Source organism: Facklamia sp. P12950 (genome assembly GCF_050409465.1).
GTDB lineage: Bacteria > Bacillota > Bacilli > Lactobacillales > Aerococcaceae > Facklamia.
On the sequence record NZ_JBNUPK010000002.1, the window covers coordinates 148,574 to 170,338 of the forward strand.

At 40.3% G+C, this 21,765-nt stretch carries 16 protein-coding genes and 1 pseudogene; all 17 read right to left on the reverse strand.

The features are described from left to right. Position 1 precedes the first annotated feature (1 nt). Positions 2 to 979: an acyltransferase gene (locus tag ACQV2Q_RS02705; protein ID WP_428881844.1), complete on the reverse strand. Its 978-nt coding sequence runs from the start codon at positions 977 to 979 to the stop codon at positions 2 to 4. Positions 980 to 1,007: 28 nt separating this feature from the next. Then, a complete protein-coding gene (locus ACQV2Q_RS02710; RefSeq protein WP_428874771.1) occupies positions 1,008 to 1,589 on the reverse strand; it encodes a YdcF family protein in 582 nt (193 codons plus the stop codon). A gap of 32 nt (positions 1,590 to 1,621) precedes the next feature. Then, on the reverse strand, positions 1,622 to 1,954 hold the full coding sequence (locus tag ACQV2Q_RS02715; protein WP_428881846.1) for a hypothetical protein: 333 nt from the start codon (positions 1,952 to 1,954) through the stop codon (positions 1,622 to 1,624). A gap of 8 nt (positions 1,955 to 1,962) precedes the next feature. Next, positions 1,963 to 2,262: pseudogene (locus ACQV2Q_RS02720) on the reverse strand (DUF3307 domain-containing protein); the annotation flags it as partial. Positions 2,263 to 2,335: 73 nt separating this feature from the next. After that, positions 2,336 to 2,998 carry a SatD family protein gene (locus ACQV2Q_RS02725; RefSeq protein WP_428873641.1) on the reverse strand — a complete coding sequence of 221 codons (663 nt, stop codon included), beginning with the start codon at positions 2,996 to 2,998 and terminating at the stop codon, positions 2,336 to 2,338. Between the two features lie 276 nt (positions 2,999 to 3,274). Next, the gene (gene addA / locus ACQV2Q_RS02730) at positions 3,275 to 7,231 is read right to left on the reverse strand and encodes a helicase-exonuclease AddAB subunit AddA (RefSeq protein ID WP_428881847.1); all 3,957 of its coding nucleotides are present in this window, start codon (positions 7,229 to 7,231) and stop codon (positions 3,275 to 3,277) included. Continuing rightward, complete coding sequence (locus tag ACQV2Q_RS02735) at positions 7,185 to 10,787, reverse strand: PD-(D/E)XK nuclease family protein (RefSeq protein ID WP_428881849.1); 3,603 nt, start codon at positions 10,785 to 10,787, stop codon at positions 7,185 to 7,187. The genes addA and ACQV2Q_RS02735 overlap by 47 nt, the downstream gene beginning before the upstream one ends. A gap of 72 nt (positions 10,788 to 10,859) precedes the next feature. Then, positions 10,860 to 12,086, reverse strand: a complete 1,227-nt coding sequence (pepT, locus tag ACQV2Q_RS02740; protein ID WP_428873639.1) for a peptidase T — start codon at positions 12,084 to 12,086, stop codon at positions 10,860 to 10,862. 14 nt (positions 12,087 to 12,100) lie between these two features. Next, complete coding sequence (locus tag ACQV2Q_RS02745) at positions 12,101 to 12,904, reverse strand: Nif3-like dinuclear metal center hexameric protein (protein WP_428873638.1); 804 nt, start codon at positions 12,902 to 12,904, stop codon at positions 12,101 to 12,103. Beyond that, positions 12,885 to 13,628 (reverse strand): tRNA (adenine(22)-N(1))-methyltransferase, encoded by a 744-nt coding sequence (locus ACQV2Q_RS02750; RefSeq protein WP_428873637.1) that lies wholly within the window; start codon positions 13,626 to 13,628, stop codon positions 12,885 to 12,887. The genes ACQV2Q_RS02745 and ACQV2Q_RS02750 overlap by 20 nt, the downstream gene beginning before the upstream one ends. Positions 13,629 to 13,690: 62 nt before the next feature. Next, the gene (locus ACQV2Q_RS02755; RefSeq protein WP_428874776.1) at positions 13,691 to 14,386 is read right to left on the reverse strand and encodes a YjjG family noncanonical pyrimidine nucleotidase; all 696 of its coding nucleotides are present in this window, start codon (positions 14,384 to 14,386) and stop codon (positions 13,691 to 13,693) included. Positions 14,387 to 14,569: 183 nt separating this feature from the next. Then, on the reverse strand, positions 14,570 to 15,412 hold the full coding sequence (locus ACQV2Q_RS02760) for an aldo/keto reductase (RefSeq protein ID WP_428874777.1): 843 nt from the start codon (positions 15,410 to 15,412) through the stop codon (positions 14,570 to 14,572). 124 nt (positions 15,413 to 15,536) lie between these two features. Next, positions 15,537 to 16,679 carry an RNA polymerase sigma factor RpoD gene (gene rpoD / locus ACQV2Q_RS02765; RefSeq protein ID WP_428873634.1) on the reverse strand — a complete coding sequence of 381 codons (1,143 nt, stop codon included), beginning with the start codon at positions 16,677 to 16,679 and terminating at the stop codon, positions 15,537 to 15,539. A 12-nt stretch (positions 16,680 to 16,691) separates the two neighbouring features. Continuing rightward, positions 16,692 to 18,533 carry a DNA primase gene (gene dnaG, locus ACQV2Q_RS02770; protein ID WP_428874778.1) on the reverse strand — a complete coding sequence of 614 codons (1,842 nt, stop codon included), beginning with the start codon at positions 18,531 to 18,533 and terminating at the stop codon, positions 16,692 to 16,694. 34 nt (positions 18,534 to 18,567) lie between these two features. After that, the gene (locus tag ACQV2Q_RS02775; RefSeq protein WP_428873632.1) at positions 18,568 to 19,824 is read right to left on the reverse strand and encodes an MFS transporter; all 1,257 of its coding nucleotides are present in this window, start codon (positions 19,822 to 19,824) and stop codon (positions 18,568 to 18,570) included. Positions 19,825 to 19,835: 11 nt separating this feature from the next. Next, on the reverse strand, positions 19,836 to 20,429 hold the full coding sequence (gene yihA, locus ACQV2Q_RS02780; protein ID WP_428873631.1) for a ribosome biogenesis GTP-binding protein YihA/YsxC: 594 nt from the start codon (positions 20,427 to 20,429) through the stop codon (positions 19,836 to 19,838). A 16-nt stretch (positions 20,430 to 20,445) separates the two neighbouring features. Beyond that, positions 20,446 to 21,690, reverse strand: a complete 1,245-nt coding sequence (gene clpX / locus ACQV2Q_RS02785; RefSeq protein ID WP_428881850.1) for an ATP-dependent Clp protease ATP-binding subunit ClpX — start codon at positions 21,688 to 21,690, stop codon at positions 20,446 to 20,448. Between the last annotated feature and the right edge of the window lie 75 nt (positions 21,691 to 21,765).

Genomic DNA, 21,765 nt, shown 5'->3' on the forward strand with positions numbered 1-21,765 from the left:
CCTAGCTAAGCCAGCGTTTAAAAGGCTCACGGTCGACAACTTTTATTAAGAGATAAAGGCATATTAATAACCCACTTCCAACCACACTAACATAGATAAGAGGGGGCATCGATAAAGCCATTTTTTCAACCGTCCCTTCAAGTAATTTCAAGAAAAGAACATGAGAAAGATAAATTAAGAAAGAATACCGGCTAAACCATAGGAAAAGCTTCTCAAAAGGCAACCTATATAACATGAAAGTCAAGACCAAACCGATCGAATAGAAAGTAACCAAAGGTCTTGTATTGGCAATCACTGCTCCCCCACTTAGATAAGATTCTTCAATCAACAAGCCTAGCATTATTACCGTATAAATCAAGATACCATAACGATAAACTTGAAAGCTTTTAAGCTTAGCTTGAAAGTCTCGGCTTAACCAAATGCCAAAGAAGAAGCAAAAAGCATAGCTATAATAGTCTTGAACCTTATCATAAGGAATATAGCCTAGTAGGTGATCACTGACATCTTGGAAGATGAAAAGACCCACGAAGGCTATGGCTAAGTACTTGTTATTGGCAATTTTAGATAAAAGTGGGTAAAAGATATAAAGTCCCACAATTAATGGAACAAAATACAAGTGATAGGAAGTCTTCCCTAGCAAGAGAAACTGCAAGAAGGTCAAAAGACTCAATTCTTCACCTACCAACCAGAAATTAGCCCAAGCATAGATTAAAGACCAGCACAAATAGGCCGGGATAATTTTTATGAGGCGGTCTTTTAAGAAGGCGGGGTAATCAAGTTGTGAATCCAAAGCATCGGTCCGATCCAAACCCCAACCTGAAAGCATTAAAAAGACAGCTACCGCAAAGCGTGTCGCTTGATTAAGGGCTAGGATCCATAATTTATTTTCTCCTAATAAAGGGGCTGTAAGATGAATCAAGAGGACCGCTATCGTTGCAAGCCCTCGTAATAAATCAAATGGAATAAAACGTTTTGTCATTTTTGTCTACCTTTTCTAATTCAATTATTTATTGGTCAATCCAATAATAGAGTTCTAGATAATAGCCGATGTATTTATAGACTTCAGAAGCCATTATCCTTAAGGCCTGGCGACTGTCTTGATAAAGGACTTCCTCACCCTGAGCATTCTTTAAATAAGCACTGACATAATAAAAGTGCATATCCTTTCCCCGACTCGCACGCTCAAAAGCCAATCGAGTGCGCCGGCTATGATAGTCGGTCGTAACTACTAAGGCCGTTTGCCATCCCCTTTCTTCCATGATGGCGATAGAATTGGTCGCATTGGTCCAAGTAGAAGTTGCTTCTAATTCTCCAATCACTTGGTCTTCCGATAAACCGGTGTCAATTATAAAGTCAATTAAGGGTTTGGTGCCGATAAACTCATTTAAGGGAGAAACAATCATTGAGTGTGATGTGACATAGCCTTCTTGGATTAATTCAGCTGCCTTCAAGGGACGAACTATTTCCCCACCTGGTACAATCACCACCTCAGCTTCAACCGCTTCTTGACCAATGTCTAAATGACTAGCCAACCAGACTAGATAGGTCACTAGCGCTACAAGAAGGATAAATAGAATCTTTACTTTCATGTTTGGGGCCTCCTTTTTTCATTTAATAGCTGCTAACTAGCTAAGACTAAGAAATAGACACACAGGGCATACAGAATACTGTATAAGCTTCCAATCAAATAAAACTCCGCAACCTCCTTGTCTTCTTCTAAACGTTTGAAACACGCAATGGATTTGGCCGTATAAATTAAACCAATCGCATTCACCTGGCCCATGTCTAAATAGATCAAGGAAAAAACCCGCTCCAAATGGCCGATTAAAGCGCCCATCCCTTGTAGACCTTCTTGCTGAATGGCCTGACTTTGAGGATAAGGACTGAAGGCTAGTTTAAATAAAACATTAGCCGGCTTGCCGACCAAAAGGATCGCTAATAACCCCGTCAGCATTTGACGGTTCAAAACGCAGGGAAAACAGACTCTAAGGAGTTAGTAAAAAACACTTGGCCTAACAGAATGATGAGGACAATATGTAGGATTTGATCAATTAAGAAAGTATATAAGCGATAAGAAGGCTGAAGCTTGTCAAAGCCACTCTTTATACAGTCGATCAGACTGTAACTAATCCAAAGCATCAGATAAGCATAAAAGGCCGGCCAAAAGACTTGATAGTATAAGCTCCGGATTAAGGGATAGAAGAAAAAGAGGCCATGAATCGCTAAATGAGTTGCCAAGGCCTGCCTGTTAGGCTGCTTGTCTACAGCTAATTGAGGACTTTATAATTGAAAATCACCTGAAAAGTGCAGGATTAAAATCATGATTGTCCATTGATTAAAGGGACTCATGATTCCCCTCCAAAAATTCTGCAATCGTTTCTCGACCCCTCAAGTAGATCTTAATATTACCCAGTGATAAGCGCTTGCTCAAACTGCTCTGACTGATTTGAATCGTTTGGGCAAAATGGGCCTGATCAAATTCCGCTTGGTAGATCCCCTCTTCAAGCATCAACTTGAAAGTCTCCCGTTGCAGGTCGGTCCATTGACTTTTCAAGGTTTCACTCAAGAGAAACAGGCTATTGACCATCTGATTAATCGAATCGTCTTGGGTCCTGAGCGCCAGATGACACTTGTTACCATAATGATTACGGTGGACAGCTTCAATCGCCTCGCGCGCTCGCCAAAAGGCTGGACCATCGGCTCCAATACTTCGTTCAGGATCGATGGCCGTCGTGATCTCACCGATACCGATTCCCAGCCGAAAAGGATGGGGCAATGTGACATATAAGTCATCTAAAAAGTTCAGCCAGTTTGAATCCAACTTCATAATCACTTGAAACTCATCGCCAACTGTTAAGGTCAATTGAGAAAGCAACTGCTTTTGATACTTCTGATTAAGGCGCTTGAATATATCTTGCACTTGCTTTTGGAATACCTTGCGTTCTTTGATTTGCTTAGACTTAATAAAATCCCCGATAATAACCACATCACTAGCCATCGAACTCCCCCTTCCTGCCTACTTACTTCATTTTTTCCATTGTTAGAAGAAACTTACGATCATAACTGGTTAGCTTCCCCTTTCCTTGAGGAAAGTAATTGATATTTCTTTCCTCATTCAAGGAAATTTAATAAACTTGCCTTGTTTAGGGAAAGTTTACCCTAAACAACCTTTAAAAGCAAGCGATCCCTTGCGAGCATTCATCTGAAAAAAAGCATCCGCTTTAGGCTTAAGTCAAAAGACCCATGCTTCTTTTGCGAATGCTTAATAAAACGATTACTGATTCATCTGTTCATCCATCGCAACCACCTGGTCGAAGCCTAAGGCCACGATATAAGTACCGATATTAGGTAGTTTAAGGTGGCTAGCTAAGGCGTCCTTGTAAAGATTCAACTGGTAGCGATACTTGTCTTTTAACCCTTCCAATTGTTCTTGTTTGGATTGATTCAGATGCGGACGGTAGCGGTCCGTCTTGAAGTCAATCAAGACAAAACCTTGATTAGGTATCACATAATAGCTATCAATTACCCCGTGAACCAGAATCGAATCTTGCTCCATCTGCATACTTTGCTTGCTCTCAGTCAGATTGGCGAACAAGTCCTTAGCCGGTACCAGGTAAGAAAAAGCTTGTTCCCGTTTAAGTTGATCGCTGTTTTCTATCATTTGTTGGCCGATCGGACTTCGGAGGAAGTTAAGAATTGTTTCAAGATACAGATGTGGCCGATCTTCTGCTTCCATCAAACCTCGCTCGATCATCGATTGGATCTGGTCTTGTAAGATCTGGTTATAATCGGCTGGGTCAGCTAATTTAAAGGGACCAAAGTCCACCTGCTCCATCAGATAGTGGTTCAAAGTTCCTATCCGAGCCGCATCAAGCGTTTTGGACTGCATAAAGCTTGGGGCTTCAAAGGTATCTTGCGTATAGCGAATCCCTTGAATCCCTTGATTCCCTTGATCTGTATCAATGGATGCATCTAGCTCATGCATAGATTCCTTCCGCCGGTCTGCATAAAAAGAAAGAGCTGGATGCGGTGGTTCTTCGAACAAACGTTTTAATTCTGAAACAGATTGATAGGCAGCTGTCTGACTGGCTAATTGATAAGGGTATTGGGCAGTTAGCAATTCTTCAAGCTGGTTGATCCTCTCATGCTTGTGCTTGGGTTGATCGAAAGCTTCGCCCTTTTGTAGCGCCTTCAACCAGGCCGGCGGGCTGGCTATTGGATGGCTAGCCGTCACGCTAGGTACATTGGCTTGAATTTGGTCTTCAGTATAGATACGTGTGATAAAGTCTTGAGCAGTAATTGTGGCGAGTGATTGATGGTTTCTTTGAGCGAGGGAAGTCGCCTGATGAATCCAATCCAAGAAACTATTAGCTTGTGATCTGAGTTCTAGGGCCACTTGCAAGCTGTCAGGGTCAGTCATCATTTGATAATGGTCGCCCTTTTCTTGCCATTTTTCCCTACTCTCAATCGAACCCACTATCATTAATTTCTGCTCGGTTCGCGTCAAAGCTACATAGAGTACCCTTAATTCTTCGGCTTTTGCTGCTTGATCTAGAAGCATTTGTCGCGAGGTTTTACTGATGGATTGATAATAGACAAAGTCATCCGTTTGGTAGTGGTTCATACCCACTCCATAATGCTTGGTCGCCACAATAGCTTTTTGGCTATCCATTAAATTAAAGCGGTGATTACTGTTAATTAAATAGACAATCGGGAACTCACTCCCCTTAGAAGCATGAATGGTCATAGCCCGCACCATATTTTGATCCTTGTCTAATTGTAGGGGTTCTGCCAAGTCTTTGTCTTGTTCTAAAAGAGTCTCAATATAGTGGATAAAACTTGCTAAACTGCCTCCTAAACCTTGATTAATGGTTTGAGCTTTTTGATAAAAGGCATGAAGATTAAGCTGACGTTGGCGCCCCATCTCTAAGCCCACCACATAGTCTAAGAAGGAAGTGTCTAGATAGATTTGCCAGATGACTTCATCAATAGCCTGGTGGCCAGCAAAGTCACGCCATTTTGCAAGTTGGGTAAAAAAGTTTTGCACTTTCTTTTGTATGGCTAATAATGGCTGATCCTTTTCAAATGCTTGACTCAATAAGCCTTCTACCGCTTGATAGAAGGAAGCTTGTGGATGATTAACCCGAATCAAGGCTAAGTCATTGTCACTCAAGCCTACAAAGAAAGACTTGAGAATAGCGACCAGAGGAATATCCTGCATGGGATTATCGATTAATTTTAAGAGGGCTAAAATTAACTGAATCTCTTGTCGCTGGAAATAGGTCTCAATGGCTTGTGAAGTAAAAGGTAGCTGGTAATGGCTGAAGGCTGCCTGCAAATTGGCAAAGCTGGATTTGGTAGAACTTAGCACCACAATATCCTTAAAGGTCATCAAACGATCCTTACCCAATTCTTTATCATAGATTTGATAGCCTGCGCGCAACTTGGCTTGGATATCTTGAGCAATTAGATGGGCTTGGTAATCAATTCCCTTGTCTATTAATAAATCAGGACGATCTGCTTGCATTTGATCTTCTTCGTCTGAGCGTTCCTTGCTATGTAAGAGCAATTCAATGGCATAGTGGTCTATTTCCTTTGCAACTGTGAAGTCCTGGTTGCCGGTCATCAAACGCTCATTTTTACCATAGCTCATTTCTCCAAAGGATTCATCCATCAAGCGTTCAAACAGATAATTGGTAAAGTTAAGGACTTGGTCCCTTGAGCGGTAATTCTTATCCAAGATAATCAAGTGACCTTGGTCACTGGTTTGGTAAGTACGGTATTTTTGGAGGAATAGGGATGGTTCTGCCATCCGAAAGCCATAGATAGACTGTTTGACATCTCCTACCATAAAGAGATTGCCTTTGGTCGCTTCCACCCTTTCACGTGATAAGTAGGATAAGATGGCTGCTTGGATTTCGTTAATGTCTTGATACTCATCCACTAAGACTTCTTCAAAGAGGGCTTGGAAATATTCAGCTGCCGCCGATGGCTTACGTTTTCCTAATTGAGCATTATAAGGCGCTAAAATCTGCAAGGTTAAGTGCTCAAGATCTGAATAATCAATCCACCCTTCTTGAAATTTATAGTCTTGCATGGCTTGGTAAAATAATTTACTTAGATCGCTTAATTTTCTTAAGTAGGGTTGAATCGCCGCTTCGACTTCCTGCATAGTTTGGTAAGGATAAGGAAAGTAAGACTGAATCTTAACTAAAGTATCCTTACTAGCCTGACGGTATTGCTTAATTATTTGCAGTGTTTCTAAGTCTTCTTCATGGGCTTTTCCTCTTGAACTCGGCCAGCGGCTAAAGCTTAGGTTATCTAAAAGTTGACTAAAGTGGGCCATATCGTTTTGTAAGAAAGCTTCTGTTAGTTCGACCACGCGCTGCCCTTCTGCAGATAATACTGGTTCAAACTTATCTAGCGTCGGCCTTGAACAAGAAGCTAAGAGACTCAAGCCATCTTGATAAGAACGATCAGCAAGCTTTAACTGTGCTTGAAGTTGGATTTTTAGACTTTCTTGATAGAGTTCACTCTTCCAAAAGCTTTCCAAACCATCGGTCTCAGCCACCATTTGGTCCAACCAGATTAAGGGTTCCGGATTGGCGCGGGCAAACTCATAAATATCTAAAACAATTGAACGCAAGGCTTGATCATCACGACCACTGGTTAAACGAATTAATAGGTCTTGATAATCGGCTTGTGTGACTGCCAGTTGAGAATCGGCTTGACTAATTTGATCAATAAGCTTGTCCCAGACTTCTTCCACCATGACTTGCTTTTGACTTTCATCACTTAAGAGGTTGAAGGCTGGATTAATAGCTTCCAGATAGAAGAAGTTTTGAATCACAAATAAACAAAATGAATGAAGTGTTTGGATGTGGGCACTAGGCAGCTGATTAATTTGACTAAGCAAGTATCGCTTTTCTTCCCCGTCTAGCGATTGGTTCACCGCTGATTTTAACCGTTTCTCCATTCGTTCTTTCATCTCATTGGCCGCAGACTCAGTAAAGGTCACGACTAAGACTTCTTTCAATTCGGCATAACGTGTCAGTAGATGATTCATAATCCGTTCGATTAAGACCGTGGTCTTACCTGAACCCGCTGACGCAGCGACTAAGATATTATTTCCCCTTTGATGAATAGCCTGCCATTGTTCGTTGTTAAATTTACTATTATCCGGTTTAATCGGTAGGGTTTCTATGATGATCGCCTCCTTCGCTTGCTGCATTGTTAAGTAATTTTTCCTTCATATGAGCCAAAACTTCTTTTTTATTGACTTGTTTATGGCGGTAACGGTGGAAGGATTGTGTTCCATCAAAGCCTGTAATCACTCGGTATTGAGCATTTAAGGAGAGGGTATAAGGATTTTCGTAAAAAGGAGCTAAGGCAATATCACCACTTTGAATAGCCTCAGCTGCTTGTTGGAATTGATAATGCGTATAATCTAAGAGTAAATCGACTTCTTCTTTAGTAAAGAAAGGACTTCTAGCATGATAGCCCGTCTTGGTATAAGTCACCGGATAAATGCGACTTTTACTAGCTTGGTGATCAAAGGATTCAACTATTTGTAAGTCATCCGCCTCAATGGTTACAAACCCTCTCAATGTTCGTTGACTTAAAAGCGTCTTAGTCTGTTGATCAACTTCTCCTTGGGCATAATGTTTGTCCGCTTTATAAAAACTTGGTAAAAGATGCTGGTAAAAAGCACCCAGAGGCTGGTAATCAGGATAATTTTTCAAAGCTACTGCTAAATAAGTTAATAATTGTAAGTCTAAGCCATAATAAGCATCCACTAAGTCAAAGTCTTTTTTACCTGACTTATAATCGACCACTTGTAACAGTTTCTGCTGACCTTTTTGAATACGATCTAAACGGTCGATCTTCCCTCTTATGCTTAGCAATCCTCCCGCAGCCAATGGGTATTCAAAGCCAGCCACTTGACTATTGCCCCCTGTGCCAAAGACTAATTCTGAGGCTAAGGGTTGGTAATGAGTCAAATTGTTTTGTTCTTGCATTAATTGAACAAAATAAAGCAGGCGTTGATTTAATAGATGATGAATCGCCTGCATCCGCGGATGTTTGCTGAGCACTTGGTAATTAGGATCTTGGTTTAAAGCGTCAATCACTCCACCTAATAAGTCCTTAACTTCTTCTTCTGACAAGTCAGCTAAAGATTTCCCTTGGGCTTGTACCAATTGATTGAACTGGTCTAAGGCCTGGTGGAAGTAGTCACCTGAAAGCGCAGCATCCAGTTCAAAACGTTCTCTTTCCTTCAATCGTAATCCATAGCGTAAAAAGTGGGAATAAGGGTCAGCAAAAAATTGTTCAATCCGAGACACCGATAGTGATAAGTTGCGACCGAAGAGTGCTAAGGCTAAATCGCTATCAATCTTATCCGGTAGGTCATTAAAATAAAAGGTTTGAATAATTAAGTCGACGATGCCACTTGCTTTAAGGCTTGCTTTGTTTTGCCTTTCATAATCTACCATCAACTTCAATAATTCTAAGAAAGCGGGCTGAGGGCTTTTACCCTGCACAAAGTCTTGATGAATTTGATATAAAATAGGGGCCTTGTTACTGGCATACCGTCCAAAATCGGCTAGTCTTAAAGGCGTTTCTAAAGTTAGATCCCTACTATAGTCAGCTTGGTGAATCAGTTTAAGATTGGCGATGTCTGCCGCTTGTTGCAACCATGGTGAAAAGTTACGGACTTGGTCGCCTTGATGAATGGCATAGGAAATAATCAATTGATCCGTCGCTAACAGTAAGACTTGATAAGCTAATAAGTATTCCATTTGATACCCTTGATGTTCCTGATCGGATAAATATTGATGGGCTAAAAGTTCTTGATTGATAGCTTGGCGATGACTGGGGGTCAACAAACTATCCCTAGCCTGTTTAGCTGGCAAGGCTTTTTGATCCATACCAATCACAAAGGCAATTTTACAAGGTTGAACTTGAGGGGACACAATATTTGAAATCATCACTTGGTCCAAAGTAGGTGGAATGATATGATAGGTCGCTGCTGAAAGACCAGCTTCTAGGATTTCAAAGAAGGTGGCTAGGTCTAAATCTGCTTGCCCATAGATTTGGTGGTATTCATCGAGACTATTGACCAATACCTGCCAAACTTGTTCATCTTGGCGCGATTGTTCAATCTGACCCTTTTGAAGTGCTCGGTCCCTTAAATCCATAAGAGCTTGCCTGATGCCGATTGCTTCTAATTTTTGATAGAAGCTAGCGGCTAATCCATTCTGGCCTTTGCTGCTTTTTAGGGCTTTTTTATTAAATCCAAAGTGTTCAACCAGATAGGTCCTAATCCAGCTAAAGGCCTCAGCCAGTGTAAAATCATAGACCTGTCCTTCAGCTGAATGAAAAAAAACATCTTCCGTCATAAAGAGCCAGTCATAGGATAGGTTAGCAAAGCGATAACCCTCATACTGATAGGCTATTAAATAATTCTCAAAGGAATAGACCAAGCGCTCTAAGTCTTGGTCAGCTAATTCAGCAAAAGCCGAATGAAACTGCCCCAGCCTTACCAAAGGAGATTTTAATACTTCTAGAATATCAATCAGTCGCCAGTTATAGCGGTCCAGGCGAATGAGGTGTTGGATAAGGGTAAAAAGTGGATGGTCAGTCATAGCCTTAGCATGGTCAAAGAAATAAGGAATTTGATTGGCCGCTAGAATCGGAGCAATCATGGATTGATAGGCTTCTAAATCTCGGGTGTAGACTTGAATGTCTTTATAACGGTAGCCTTTTTTTGTAACCAGATAATGAATGCGGTTGGAGACATACCGTAATTCACTCTGGATGGAATCAAATTGTAAAAAGCGGTGGCTGTTAAAGTCCCTATCAGCTCTTTGGTGGGTAGCTGATGGCAGTAAGTCTTGTTGGGCTTTAAAGGCTTGCGCTAAGCTCAAAATCGAATCTTGGTAGTTAAAAGCCTGGTCTTTAATTTCCCAATCGGGTTCAATCGCTAGTCCCATCTGCTGAGCTAAACTGCGAATGCGGTAGTAGGTTGCATAAGGTAAGGCGGTAGTCATCAAGGCTTGATTAGCCCTTAATTCAGCGCTCTTGATGGGCAAGACAATCTTAACTTTACAAGCATGCTTAGCCAAACTTAAAAGTAATTGCATTTCCTGGCTATTAAAGTAATAGTAGTGGTCCATTACAAAGAGATACTTATTTAAATTTTGATGGTTGATATAGTCCATCAAGTCTTCCTGCTTGGCAAAATTATCAATCCGAAAATCACTCAGTGCCTTTAGAAAGGCTTGATAAAGCATTTGTAATTCTTTTTGCTTTTCTATTTCCAAATCCATCCAAGTAAAATCTTGCGCTGGCTCAACTTGTAAATCTTCCACTTGAATATTGCCTTCGATAAATTCTTTAAAAAGAACGACTAAGTCTTCGATAAAACCTTGATAGTGAGCCTGCTTTTGGTAAACCACTAAGTTTTTCCGGTATTGGCTTAAGACTTGCCGTACAATCATCGACAGACCTAAGTCACTAATCTCATGACTGGGCTTTTGATCTTTCATCAAGAACCAGTTTAAGCGTGAAAAAGAAGCCACCTGCAAATTAAAAATAGAGCTGGCTTGGTCCACTTGATGGTCACGGATTTCTTCTAAGACAAACTTTTCCATTTCAAATTTCAAGTGTTCTGGCACGATATAATAGACTTTTAAGTCAGGTGTTTCTTTCAATTGGTCCATGATGGCTTGAATAAGAAGGCTTTTTTTATTTTGACTCAAGTCGCCGGTAACAAATTGAATCGTCACGCTATCTCCTCCTTTAGGTAGAAGAACAGGCTGGATCCCTGCTCCAGCCTGTAATTATTATTTAACTTTTGCTTATTGGGCATTTAATTCCGCAATTTTGATAATTACTTCTGTCGCCTTAACCATGGATTCAACTGCCACGAATTCAAAGCGTCCGTGCATGTTTTCGCCACCGGCAAAGATATTTGGGGTTGGAATCCCCATGAAGGAAATCTTCGAACCGTCGGTTCCACCACGGATAGGCACAATGTTAACAGGAATATCTAAAGCTTCCATGGCTGCTTGGGCTAGGTCAACCGGTGTCATATCCTTTTCAATGATTTCAGCCATGTTGTAATATTGGTCTTTCATTTCCAATGTGATAGGTGGTTCAGCATATTCTTTGTTGATGTTAGCAACGATTTCTTCCACCTTGGCTTTACGCTTTTCAAAAAGATCACGGTTGAAGTCACGAATAATTAGCACTAATTCTGCTTCATCGACCGTCCCTTCTACACTTAAGACATGATAGAAACCTTCGCGGCCAGAAGTTTGCTCTGGTACTTCTGCTTGTGGAAGATCAGACATGAAGAGATTCATAATGGTTGTGGCATTAATCATTTTGCCTTTAGCAGTTCCTGGGTGTATATTTTTACCACGAATTTTCAATACTGCTTGAGCCGCGTTAAAGGATTCATATTCTAACTCGCCAACCGGTCCGCCATCCATGGTATAAGCAAAGTCTGTCGCAAAACCTTCTGCATCAAAGTGATCTGCTCCACGTCCAATTTCTTCATCCGGACCAAAGGCTACACGGATTTTACCGTGTTTGATTTCTGGATGTTGGATTAAGTACTCCATAGCGGTCACAATCTCAGCAATACCGGACTTATCATCAGCCCCTAACAGAGTAGTTCCATCAGTGGTAATGAGGGTTTGACCTTTATAAGGTGGTAGGTTAGGAAATTCACTGACCCTCATTACCCAATCTTCACTCAAGTGCAGATCTTTACCGTCGTAGTTTTCAAAGACTTGTGGCTGCACATTTTCAGAATTAAAGTCGGCTGTATCTACGTGAGCAATAAAACCAATGCTGGCTACTTCTTTATCAGTATTAGCCGGTAAAGTAGCTGTGACAAAGGCATTTTCAGGATTTAACACCACTTCTTCCATACCGATTGCTTTTAATTCATCGACCAAAAGATTTAAGAGGTCAAATTGAATGTCAGTCGATGGAATGGTGGTTGAATTCTCATCCGAGCGAGTATTAATCTTAGCGTAACGAATTAAACGTTCTTTAGTTTTTTCAAATAAGTCCATAATCATTCTCCTTTTTATTCATAAGTAAAGGGATCAGTGGAAACTGTGGAAGCAATCACTTCAAGATCCCAACCCTTTTGTTCGATAGCTTCTTTTATTCTGGCCACTTCGACCTCAATAAATAAATGCTCAATATAATGACTGGCATCAATAGTCATAAAGGGCTTTTCATATAGATCATGCCCTGTGTGGAAGCTGATATCTCCGGTAATAAAGACATCGGCTTGGACCTTTTCGACCTGGTCCATAAAGCTGGCTCCGGCTCCGCCTACAATAGCAACTCGTTGATAAGTGGCTTGCGGGACTTTTTCAATCACTGTTAAAGCAGGTCGTTTGAAGACTTGCTTGACATAGGCAAAGAGTTCATGGCGCGTTAGAGCTCGAGGCAAGTTGCCTATCCGGCCAATCGCTACCTGTCCTTCTTCTAGATCGATTAAGGGTTTAATATCAGTTAACTTCATAGCTTGAGCCAAAATATCATTCATGCCACCAGGGGCGGCGTCATAATTGGTGTGCATGGCAAAGACATTGATACCTGCTTGAATGGCTCTTTGATACATTTTTATCTGGGGCTTAGACTGGTCGAAACGCTCGATTGCTTTGAAGAGGGGCGGATGGTGTAAAATCAAGCTATCTACATCTTCTTCAATAGCCTCTTCAACCACTTGTGGTCGCATATCCAAAGCGACCATCACCTTTTTAATCGCTTGTTCAGGATGGCCAAAGTGTAAGCCGACCTTATCCCACTCTTCAGCATAAGCCGCAGGATATTTTTGATCGAGATAAGCCATTAACTCTTTAAAAAAGAGCTTTGTCATAGTCTACCACCTCCTCTATTTTATCTATTTCGGCTTGAATAATGTCTACCTTATTTTTGCGGTCTTGGGCCATTTGCTCATATTCTACTCCATGAAACAACTGATTAAGAATAAAATGGTGGTGGTTTAATTCATTATGCCAGTAATCTTCAAAGATTGGCCCCCTTTGAGTCAAATGTATGGGACCAAACATGATTTCTTTATCAGTGTAAATTGCTTTTTCTGCTTGCTTTTGAGCAACCATTACTTCATAAAATTGCCCCTTTTCATCAATAAAGCATTCGTTAAGAATATGGTAATAATGATCTTGTAACCAGGCTCTGACTTTGGCAACTGCTGTGTTAGCTTGTAAGACTAAGAGTTTTGGTAATTTTCCCGCATGATAACCTGCTTCTAAGATGGAGACAATCAAACCACCTCCCATACCACAGATAGCTGCTGTATTAATGGCATCACTGGCTTCAACTGCCGCAAAGCCATCGCCAAGACGGACGATGATTTTATCTTGCAATTGACTTTCATTGACTTGTTTCACAGCCGATAAATAAGGTCCTTCCACTACCTCACCTGCCACTGCAAATTCTATCTGTTTGTTTTTAAGTAAATTACATGGTAAATAAGCGTGATCACTACCGATATCTGCCAACCGAATCGGCGCTTGACCATATTGAACGATATATTGCGCAACTTTTTCCAGTCGTTGAGATAGTCTTTCGATATTCATCCGATACTCCCTTTCATAAGTCTATTATATACTAGAAAAGCATTTTTGAGACTACCTATTTTTTATCTGTAGATGATTTTGGCTAAATCATTATAGTTATCGACCACATAATTGGCCGGTAAGTGGGACTGTTTGTTTTCATTCAAATGATTAAACCAAACACAATCAAGCCCTGCGTTTAAGGCGCCTTGAATATCAGCACTCAAGGAGTCGCCAATAACGAGTGTCCTTTTAGAATTGAATTCTCTTATATTTTCAGCGACATAATCGAAAAAGCCTTTAGAAGGCTTCACATGACCAATCTCTTCTGAAATAAAAATTGCTTCAAAATAAGGATTCAACTTTGCATGTTCTAAGCGCGCCCTTTGAATAGCAGAAATACCGTTGGAAATGGCAAACAGACGCTTCCCCTCCTTAAGACAAGCTTCGAGGAAGCTTCTTGCACCTTCAATTAGCTGGGCTTGTCTGCCTATACACTTTTGATAGGCTTGAGCCAATTCTACCCCATCCCGCTGATGACCAAAGTGATCAAATAATAAGGCAAAACGACTAGAAATTAATGTTTGCCGATCAATTAACCCTAACTCTAACTTGTCCCATAAAGAATGATTGAGCAAAACATAGTAGTCAATAAAACGAGGAATATCGTGCTGGGGAACCCCTTCTTGGCTTAAGAATTCAAGTAAGGCTTGGTCTTGGGCTTGATTAAAATTAAATAAGGTGTTATCTAAATCAAATAATAATAATTGATAAGTCAATTGATCCTTCCTTCCATTCTTAAAGTCACTATTATGCGCTTATTATAAACCAATTTGTCGATAATATATAGCTTACTTAAGTAAATATTTAATAAATTTTTATTATTCAGCTAGACGCACTCAATCATAAAAAAAGCCGGAAAGCTATTAAAGCTTCCGGGTCATCTGTTTAAAGTTCCTTTTTTAAAAGTCAACTTGATCAGGGTCGCTTTGTGTTTTCACCCCCTCTAATTGATCCAACTTTTTGCGGTCTTCTGCTTCTAGCTCAAAATCAAAAATGTCTAGGTTCGATTCAATATTAGCCGGTGTTTTTGATTTGGGTAAGGGCAGAAAGCCTTTATCAAGCGACCATCTTAGGGCAACTTGCGCAACACTTTTCTTATGTTTTTTTGCTATTTCTTCGACTGGCACTTGCTCAAAAAGACTACCACTTCCTAGCGGACTATAGGCTTCTAGAACCATATCATGTTGTTGGCAAAAATTAACTAAATTCTCTTGCGTAGTTCCCGGAGCGAGTAAGACTTGGTTAACCATGGGCTTTATCTTGACAGAGGCTAGTAAAGCAGCTAAGTGATGAACCATGAAATTGGACACCCCAATGGCTTTTAGTTTTCCATCTTGATATAATTCTTCCATCAACTGCCAAACTTCTTGATTAGCTTGCATCCATGCCTTGTCCTTGCGTAAGTGAACGGGATTAGGCCAGTGAATTAACAAAAGGTCTAAATAATCTACTTGCAACTTTTGCATGGATTCTTCCACCGCTTGCTTGGCTAGACTGTAGGAATGCTTGTCATTCCAAATTTTAGTAGTTAGAAAGATCTCTTCACGTGGAATACCTGAATCTTTAATGGCTCGACCGACACTGGCTTCATTGCCATAGACTTGAGCAGTATCAATGTGACGATAGCCTACCTTTAAGGCATGAAGGACACTTTGATAGGCTTCTTCACCTTCTTTTAACTTCCAAGTACCAAAACCAATTTTAGGAATCTTGACACCGTTCTTTAATAAATAACTTTCCATTAATCTTCCCCCTTTTGCCTACCTTAAGTATAAAACGATTAAAGCGCTTTCGCAAGTAAAGGCTTAAACACGAAAAACTCCTTCCGCTCATTTAAGCGTATGAAGGAGTTTTTCTTGTCTTATTCTATTCGATAAAGTCTTTTAATTGTTTAGACCGACTAGGATGGCGTAATTTTCTCAAAGCTTTAGCTTCGATTTGACGAATACGCTCACGCGTTACACCAAAAACCTTACCGACTTGTTCAAGGGTGCGAATATTGCCATCATCCAAGCCGAAGCGTAAGCGTAGAACATTTTCTTCACGGTCAGTTAAGGTATCCAACACATCCTCTAACTGTTCCCTTAAGAGGGCTGAAGCCGTATGATCTTCTGGACTTAAGGCGCCTTCGTCTTCAATAAAATCACCTAAGTGCGAATCGTCCTCTTCACCAATGGGGGTTTCCAAGGAGACCGGTTCTTGAGCAATTTTTAAGATATCACGTACTTTTTCAGTCGGTAAATCCATTTCTGCTCCGATTTCTTCAGGCGTCGGTTCTCTACCCAGGTCTTGTAACAATTGTCTTTGGACTCTTACTAATTTGTTGATGGTTTCCACCATATGAACCGGGATACGAATGGTTCGCGCCTGGTCGGCAATGGCTCGTGTGATGGCTTGACGAATCCACCAAGTAGCGTAAGTTGAGAATTTGAACCCTTTAGTATGGTCAAACTTTTCAACCGCCTTCATCAAGCCCATATTCCCTTCTTGAATGAGGTCTAAGAAGGACATACCACGACCCACATAACGCTTAGCAATCGATACTACTAAACGAAGGTTGGCTTCAGCCAATTCTTGCTTAGCTAATTCATCGCCTTCTAAGATACGCTTGGCCAATTCGACCTCTTCATCTGCATTTAATAGATCGACACGACCAATTTCTTTTAAATACATACGAACAGGATCTGCTACCTTTATTTTTGAAGCGGCTGCTTTTTGGGCGGCTGTTAGGACTTCTTCTGGTTTAACGTCTTCTGCTCTAACCATTTGTTGCTTGGTTGGTCCACCATCATCACCTACTACCGCAATCCCTTGGTCTTCCACCTTTTGAATGAGCTTATCAATACCATTGGCATCTAATTTATATGGAATGGCTAATTGATTGCTCAAGTCATCATAGTGAACTTGACCGAGAATTTTCTTTTCTTTTATCAGCTTTTCAGTGGCCTGGTCTAAAGTCAGCTTTAATTCATTTTTACTTGCTTTATTGTCTTTCTTTTCTTTTGCCATAAAGTAAGCCCCCTATTCTTTTGTCTTTAATTTTCTTTGCAACACCATTAAGCGATTAATCACCTCAGTTGCCTTATTGGCTTCTTGCTGTTGGTGATATTGTTTAAATTGGGTCTTTAATTCTTCTATTTCTTGTTCTAAAAAGGCGATTTGGATAGTATTTAAACAGTCGGTCATCGCTTGATCTTGATAACCAATCGGTTCAAAATCCCACATTACATTCGTTAAAAGACTATTGACTTGAACCTCTTCAATATTACCAACTATTCCTGTTAAAGGCAATTTGTTGCCTTGATAATAGTAATCCGTCAAGGCTAGAAAGGCCTTTTGTGAAAAGTCATGGTAGAGAAATGGCAGCTCATTTAATTTTTCTAAATAATTCCAAGCCTCTTGATAGTACATTAAAAAGCCTAACCATAATTTTTCACTTTGAAAGGCTTTAAAAGAATCTACTTTTAAGGCCTGCTGATCACTTTGTAATTGCGGAGGTGGTTGATGATGGTTGATAGCTGGTTGCTTTTTACCAGTCTTTCTTTGACCTCCACTCAAGCGCAACATTCGCTCTTGCAAGAAGCTTTCTGCTATTTGAAATTCTTCAGCAAGTTCCACCAGATACAATTGTTTCTCGACGGGTGATTGGATTTTGTTTAAATCAACTAATAAACGGTCGATATATTCCGCCACAGCAGCTTTATCATCCATTTGAAAGAATTGCTTGTGATAATTTTTGAAAAAATTAAAGGAAGTTTGTGCTTGGTTTAAAAGTGTTTGGAAGGATTCTTTTCCCCTGGCTTTCAACCACTCATCAGGGTCCATCCCTCTAGGTAAAAGGATTGATTTAAATTGGGCTTTGGGAAAATCTTTTCCCAATTCAAAGGCTTTAGCTGTAGCTTTTTGCCCTGCTTCATCGCCATCAAATACAAAGAGAATTTCATTGGCTAATTTGGTCAAATAAGACAAGTGATCATGGGTCAAGCTAGTCCCCATGGTAGCTACCGCCTGTTCGAATCCTGCTTCGTAAAGTGCAATCACATCCATAAAACCTTCACAAACTATAATTTGTTTTAACTTGCGAATGGCTGGTCGTGCCAAATCAAGATTATAAACCAGCTGACTCTTATGAAAAATAGTGGTTTCAGGCGAGTTAACATACTTACTCTTGCGAGAGTCCCCTGCTTGATAGAGGCGTCCAGAAAAGGCTAAAACCTTTCCTTGATTCGATCTCAAAGGGAAGATAATCCGTCCACGAAAGCGGTCGATAATGGCTAGACTATTTTCAGCTTGGTAAAAAATACCCGAAGTCAGTAATTCTTCTTCAGTGAAAGACTGATCCTTTAAATAAGTCCATAAGAGCTCAGAATTATCAGGCGCTAACCCTAAAGCAAAGGCGTCAATCGTTTCCTTCTTTAAGCCACGATCGCTTAAATAAGCATAAGCTTGATTACCATTTTCTGTAGCAGTTAAAAAGTAATGATAGAATTGACTAGCTTTTTCATAGATCGCATACAATTGTTTATCTTGATGAGGAATTGGACTATAATCATCTTCAGCTAATAAACTTGAATCCAAAGGGTAGTCTGCAAACTCTGCCACCTTAATAACCGCTTGTTTAAAGGGTAGCGATTCAATTTCCTGGATAAAACCAAAGACATTGCCCGCTCTACCACAAGAGAAGCATTTGAAGATTTGCTTTTCGGTATGAATGGAAAAGGATGGGTTATTGTCTTCATGAAAAGGGCAAGAGGCAGAGTAGCCTGGACCCCTTTTAGTCAGTTGCACATATTGACTGACAACGTCTTCGATTTTAACCGACTGCCTGATAGCATCAATCACCTCATTCGGTATATAGGCCATGGCCTGCCTCCTCTAATAAAATTTCAAGCTTGTTTTAAACAGCTTTAGTAATTGGCTTTTTAGCTTTCCACAGTAGGAAGGCACCCATCATAAATTGAATCACAATTACAAACAAGCCTTTGAGCGAATCGCCCGTTAGTTGGGTAATAATTCCCAGAATGGTGGTACCTAAAACTGATGAAAATTTACCGAAAATATTATAAATACCAAAAAGCTGGTTATTTTTCTCCAGTGGAATAATAGAACCAAAATAAGAACGACTAAGAGATTGAATCCCACCTTGAGCTGAACCTACTAAGATAGCGATGATCATAAAATCCACAAAAGAGGATAAGGATAGGGCCATTAAACAAATTAGAATGTAGGTCCCAATACCTGTAAAAAGCATAGTGCGCCTTCCCCAGCGTTTGGCTAAGATGCCATAAATAATCGAGCACGGAAAGGCAACGATTTGAACCACTAACAACATCAATATTAACTGAGTAGCTGTTAAGCCCTGGTCACTTCCGATGGAGGTAGCCATTTTGATAATCGTTCCTACCCCGTCTATGTAGAAGAAATAGCCGATTAAGAAATAAACAATCACCTTGTCTTTGGTTAGTTCCGTTAGAGTTTCTTTGAGAGAAGCTAAAGTTGAAGCGATAATATGGGGCTGCTTTGGTTGGTCCATATAGACCTGGTCGACATTTTTCCAATAAGGAATGGTAAAAACAAACCACCAAACAGCCGTTAAAAGAAAACCGATATTAACCACTACACCCTCTTTTAACCCACCTGAAAATTGTAAAAGCATAAAAATTAAGAAAGGAATCACACTTCCGATATAACCAAAACCAAAACCGGCTGAGGACACTAAGTCCAAACGGTCGCGACTGGTGACATCCATCAAGGAAGCATCATAAAAAATATTAGCAGTCGAAAAACCGACAGCTGAAAAGCCATAAAGTACCAATAGCCACTGCCAAGAAACTTGACCAATCAAAATCATCGATAGCACTGAGAAAACACCTAAGAGCGTAGCAGTGGTAAATAATTTTTTACGGTAACCAGGAAAATCTGCTAAAGTCCCTAAAAAAGGAGCCATCATAGCGACAGCGATCGTCCCGATAGCATTGGTATAACCAAGATAAGCTGTTGAATTAGCATCAGAGACCCCCGCATTGGTGGCAATACTCTTATAAAATATAGGGAATAAAGCGGTGGTGATCATTAAAGAATAGGCAGAATTGGCCCAGTCTTGTAGAATCCATGAAAATTCCTTCTTGGTATAAGTAGAACATAGCTTTTTCACTTTATTGACTCCTATTCATCCATTAATAAACTTTCAAACAAGTCTAAAATATCTTCGCGACCTTCTCCGGTTACCGATGAAAAAGTGAAAAGCGCATCGGTTGTTGGTAAATTTAAACTTTTCTTATAGAGGGATAAATGTTTATTCCATTGGCTTTTTTTGATTTTATCCGCCTTGGTCAAACAAATGGCAAAAGGAATGTCTAATTCTTCGGCAAATTGATACATTGCTTTGTCTAATTGAGTGGGCTCGTGACGAATATCCATCAAGAGGATTAATAAACGAAGATTTCTTCTTTGCCGTAGAAAATTCAAATTCATCTTGGCCCAATTTTTACGATTTAGCTTGGAGACCCGAGCGTATCCATAACCTGGCACATCCACGACACGAAAAGCAGCGTCGTTTACCGAATAAAAGTTTAAAGTTTGGGTCTTACCAGGCTGTCCAGAGGTCCGGGCCAACTTATTACGTTGGAGGACCTTGTTAATAAAACTGGATTTGCCAACATTTGACCGCCCGGCAAGGGCAATCTCAGGCACTTCATCTTGTGGCGCTTGGGACTCTTGAACAGCTGAAATTACAAATTTTGCTTCTTTAATGTGCATTCGTCTACCCCATTTTTTATTTGCTTATCTTGCGATTACTCTTATTATAATAAGTGGCGCGACTTTTGCCCAATACCGTGTCTTTTGTGACCTTGATGCGTGAAATATCTTCTCTTTGTGGTACTTCAAACATAATATCTAACATAGTGTTTTCTAAGATTGACCTTAAACCACGCGCTCCAGTGTCGCGAATAATAGCCTGGTGAGCAATTTCTTCCAAGGCCGCTTCTTCAAACTCTAGTTTGACATCTTCCATTTCTAAAAGACGTTGGTATTGTTTAACCAAAGCGTTCTTAGGTTGGGTTAAGATACTGACTAAATCTTCTTGTGATAATTGATCCAAGACCGTTAAGATGGGCAATCGTCCAATGAATTCGGGAATTAAGCCGAATTTAAGCAAGTCTTCTGAACTGGCTAATTGCATGATATTCTCATCACTATGTTGTCGGTGAGTATCCGTACCAAAACCAATTACTTTAGAGCCTAAACGTTCTTTAATCGTAGTTTCAATGCCAGCAAAGGCTCCACCTACAATAAAGAGAATTTGCGAGGTGTCGATTTGAATATAATCTTGGTTAGGGTGCTTACGCCCTCCTTTAGGTGGGATATTGGCTACCGTTCCTTCTAAAATTTTAAGTAGAGCTTGTTGGACACCTTCACCTGAAACATCACGGGTAATCGAGGTGTTTTCAGATTTTCGTGCAATCTTATCGATTTCATCCACATAAATAATCCCTTTTTGAGCACGTTCAATATCATAATCAGCAGCTTGTACTAATTTCAGTAAGATATTTTCAACGTCTTCCCCCACATAGCCTGCTTCGGTTAGGGTGGTAGCGTCCGCTATGGCAAAAGGAACATTTATAATGCGAGCCAAGCTCTGGACTAAGTAGGTTTTACCCGAACCGGTCGGACCGATAATACAGATATTAGACTTTTGCAATTCGACATCATCGTCATCAAGGGCTTTAAAGTTGATGCGCTTATAATGATTATAAACTGCCACGGCTAAAGATTTCTTAGCTTGATCTTGGCCAATCACATATTGGTTTAGTTGATCAACAATCTCTTGCGGTTTTAACACTTTAACTGGTTCTTGCTCTTTTTCAAAGCGCATCTCTTCTTGAATGATTGATTGGCATAAATCAACACATTCGTTACAGATGAAAACATCTGGTCCAGCAATAATCTTATCGACTTCATCTTGTGATTTACCACAAAACGAGCAGTAATAATCATTGATATTTGTAGTCTTTCCCATGTTTCCTCCTTTTTGGTCTTACTTACTTAAATAAGACTAAAAAGGGACGCAAAAGTCACTTTAAAATCAGACTGT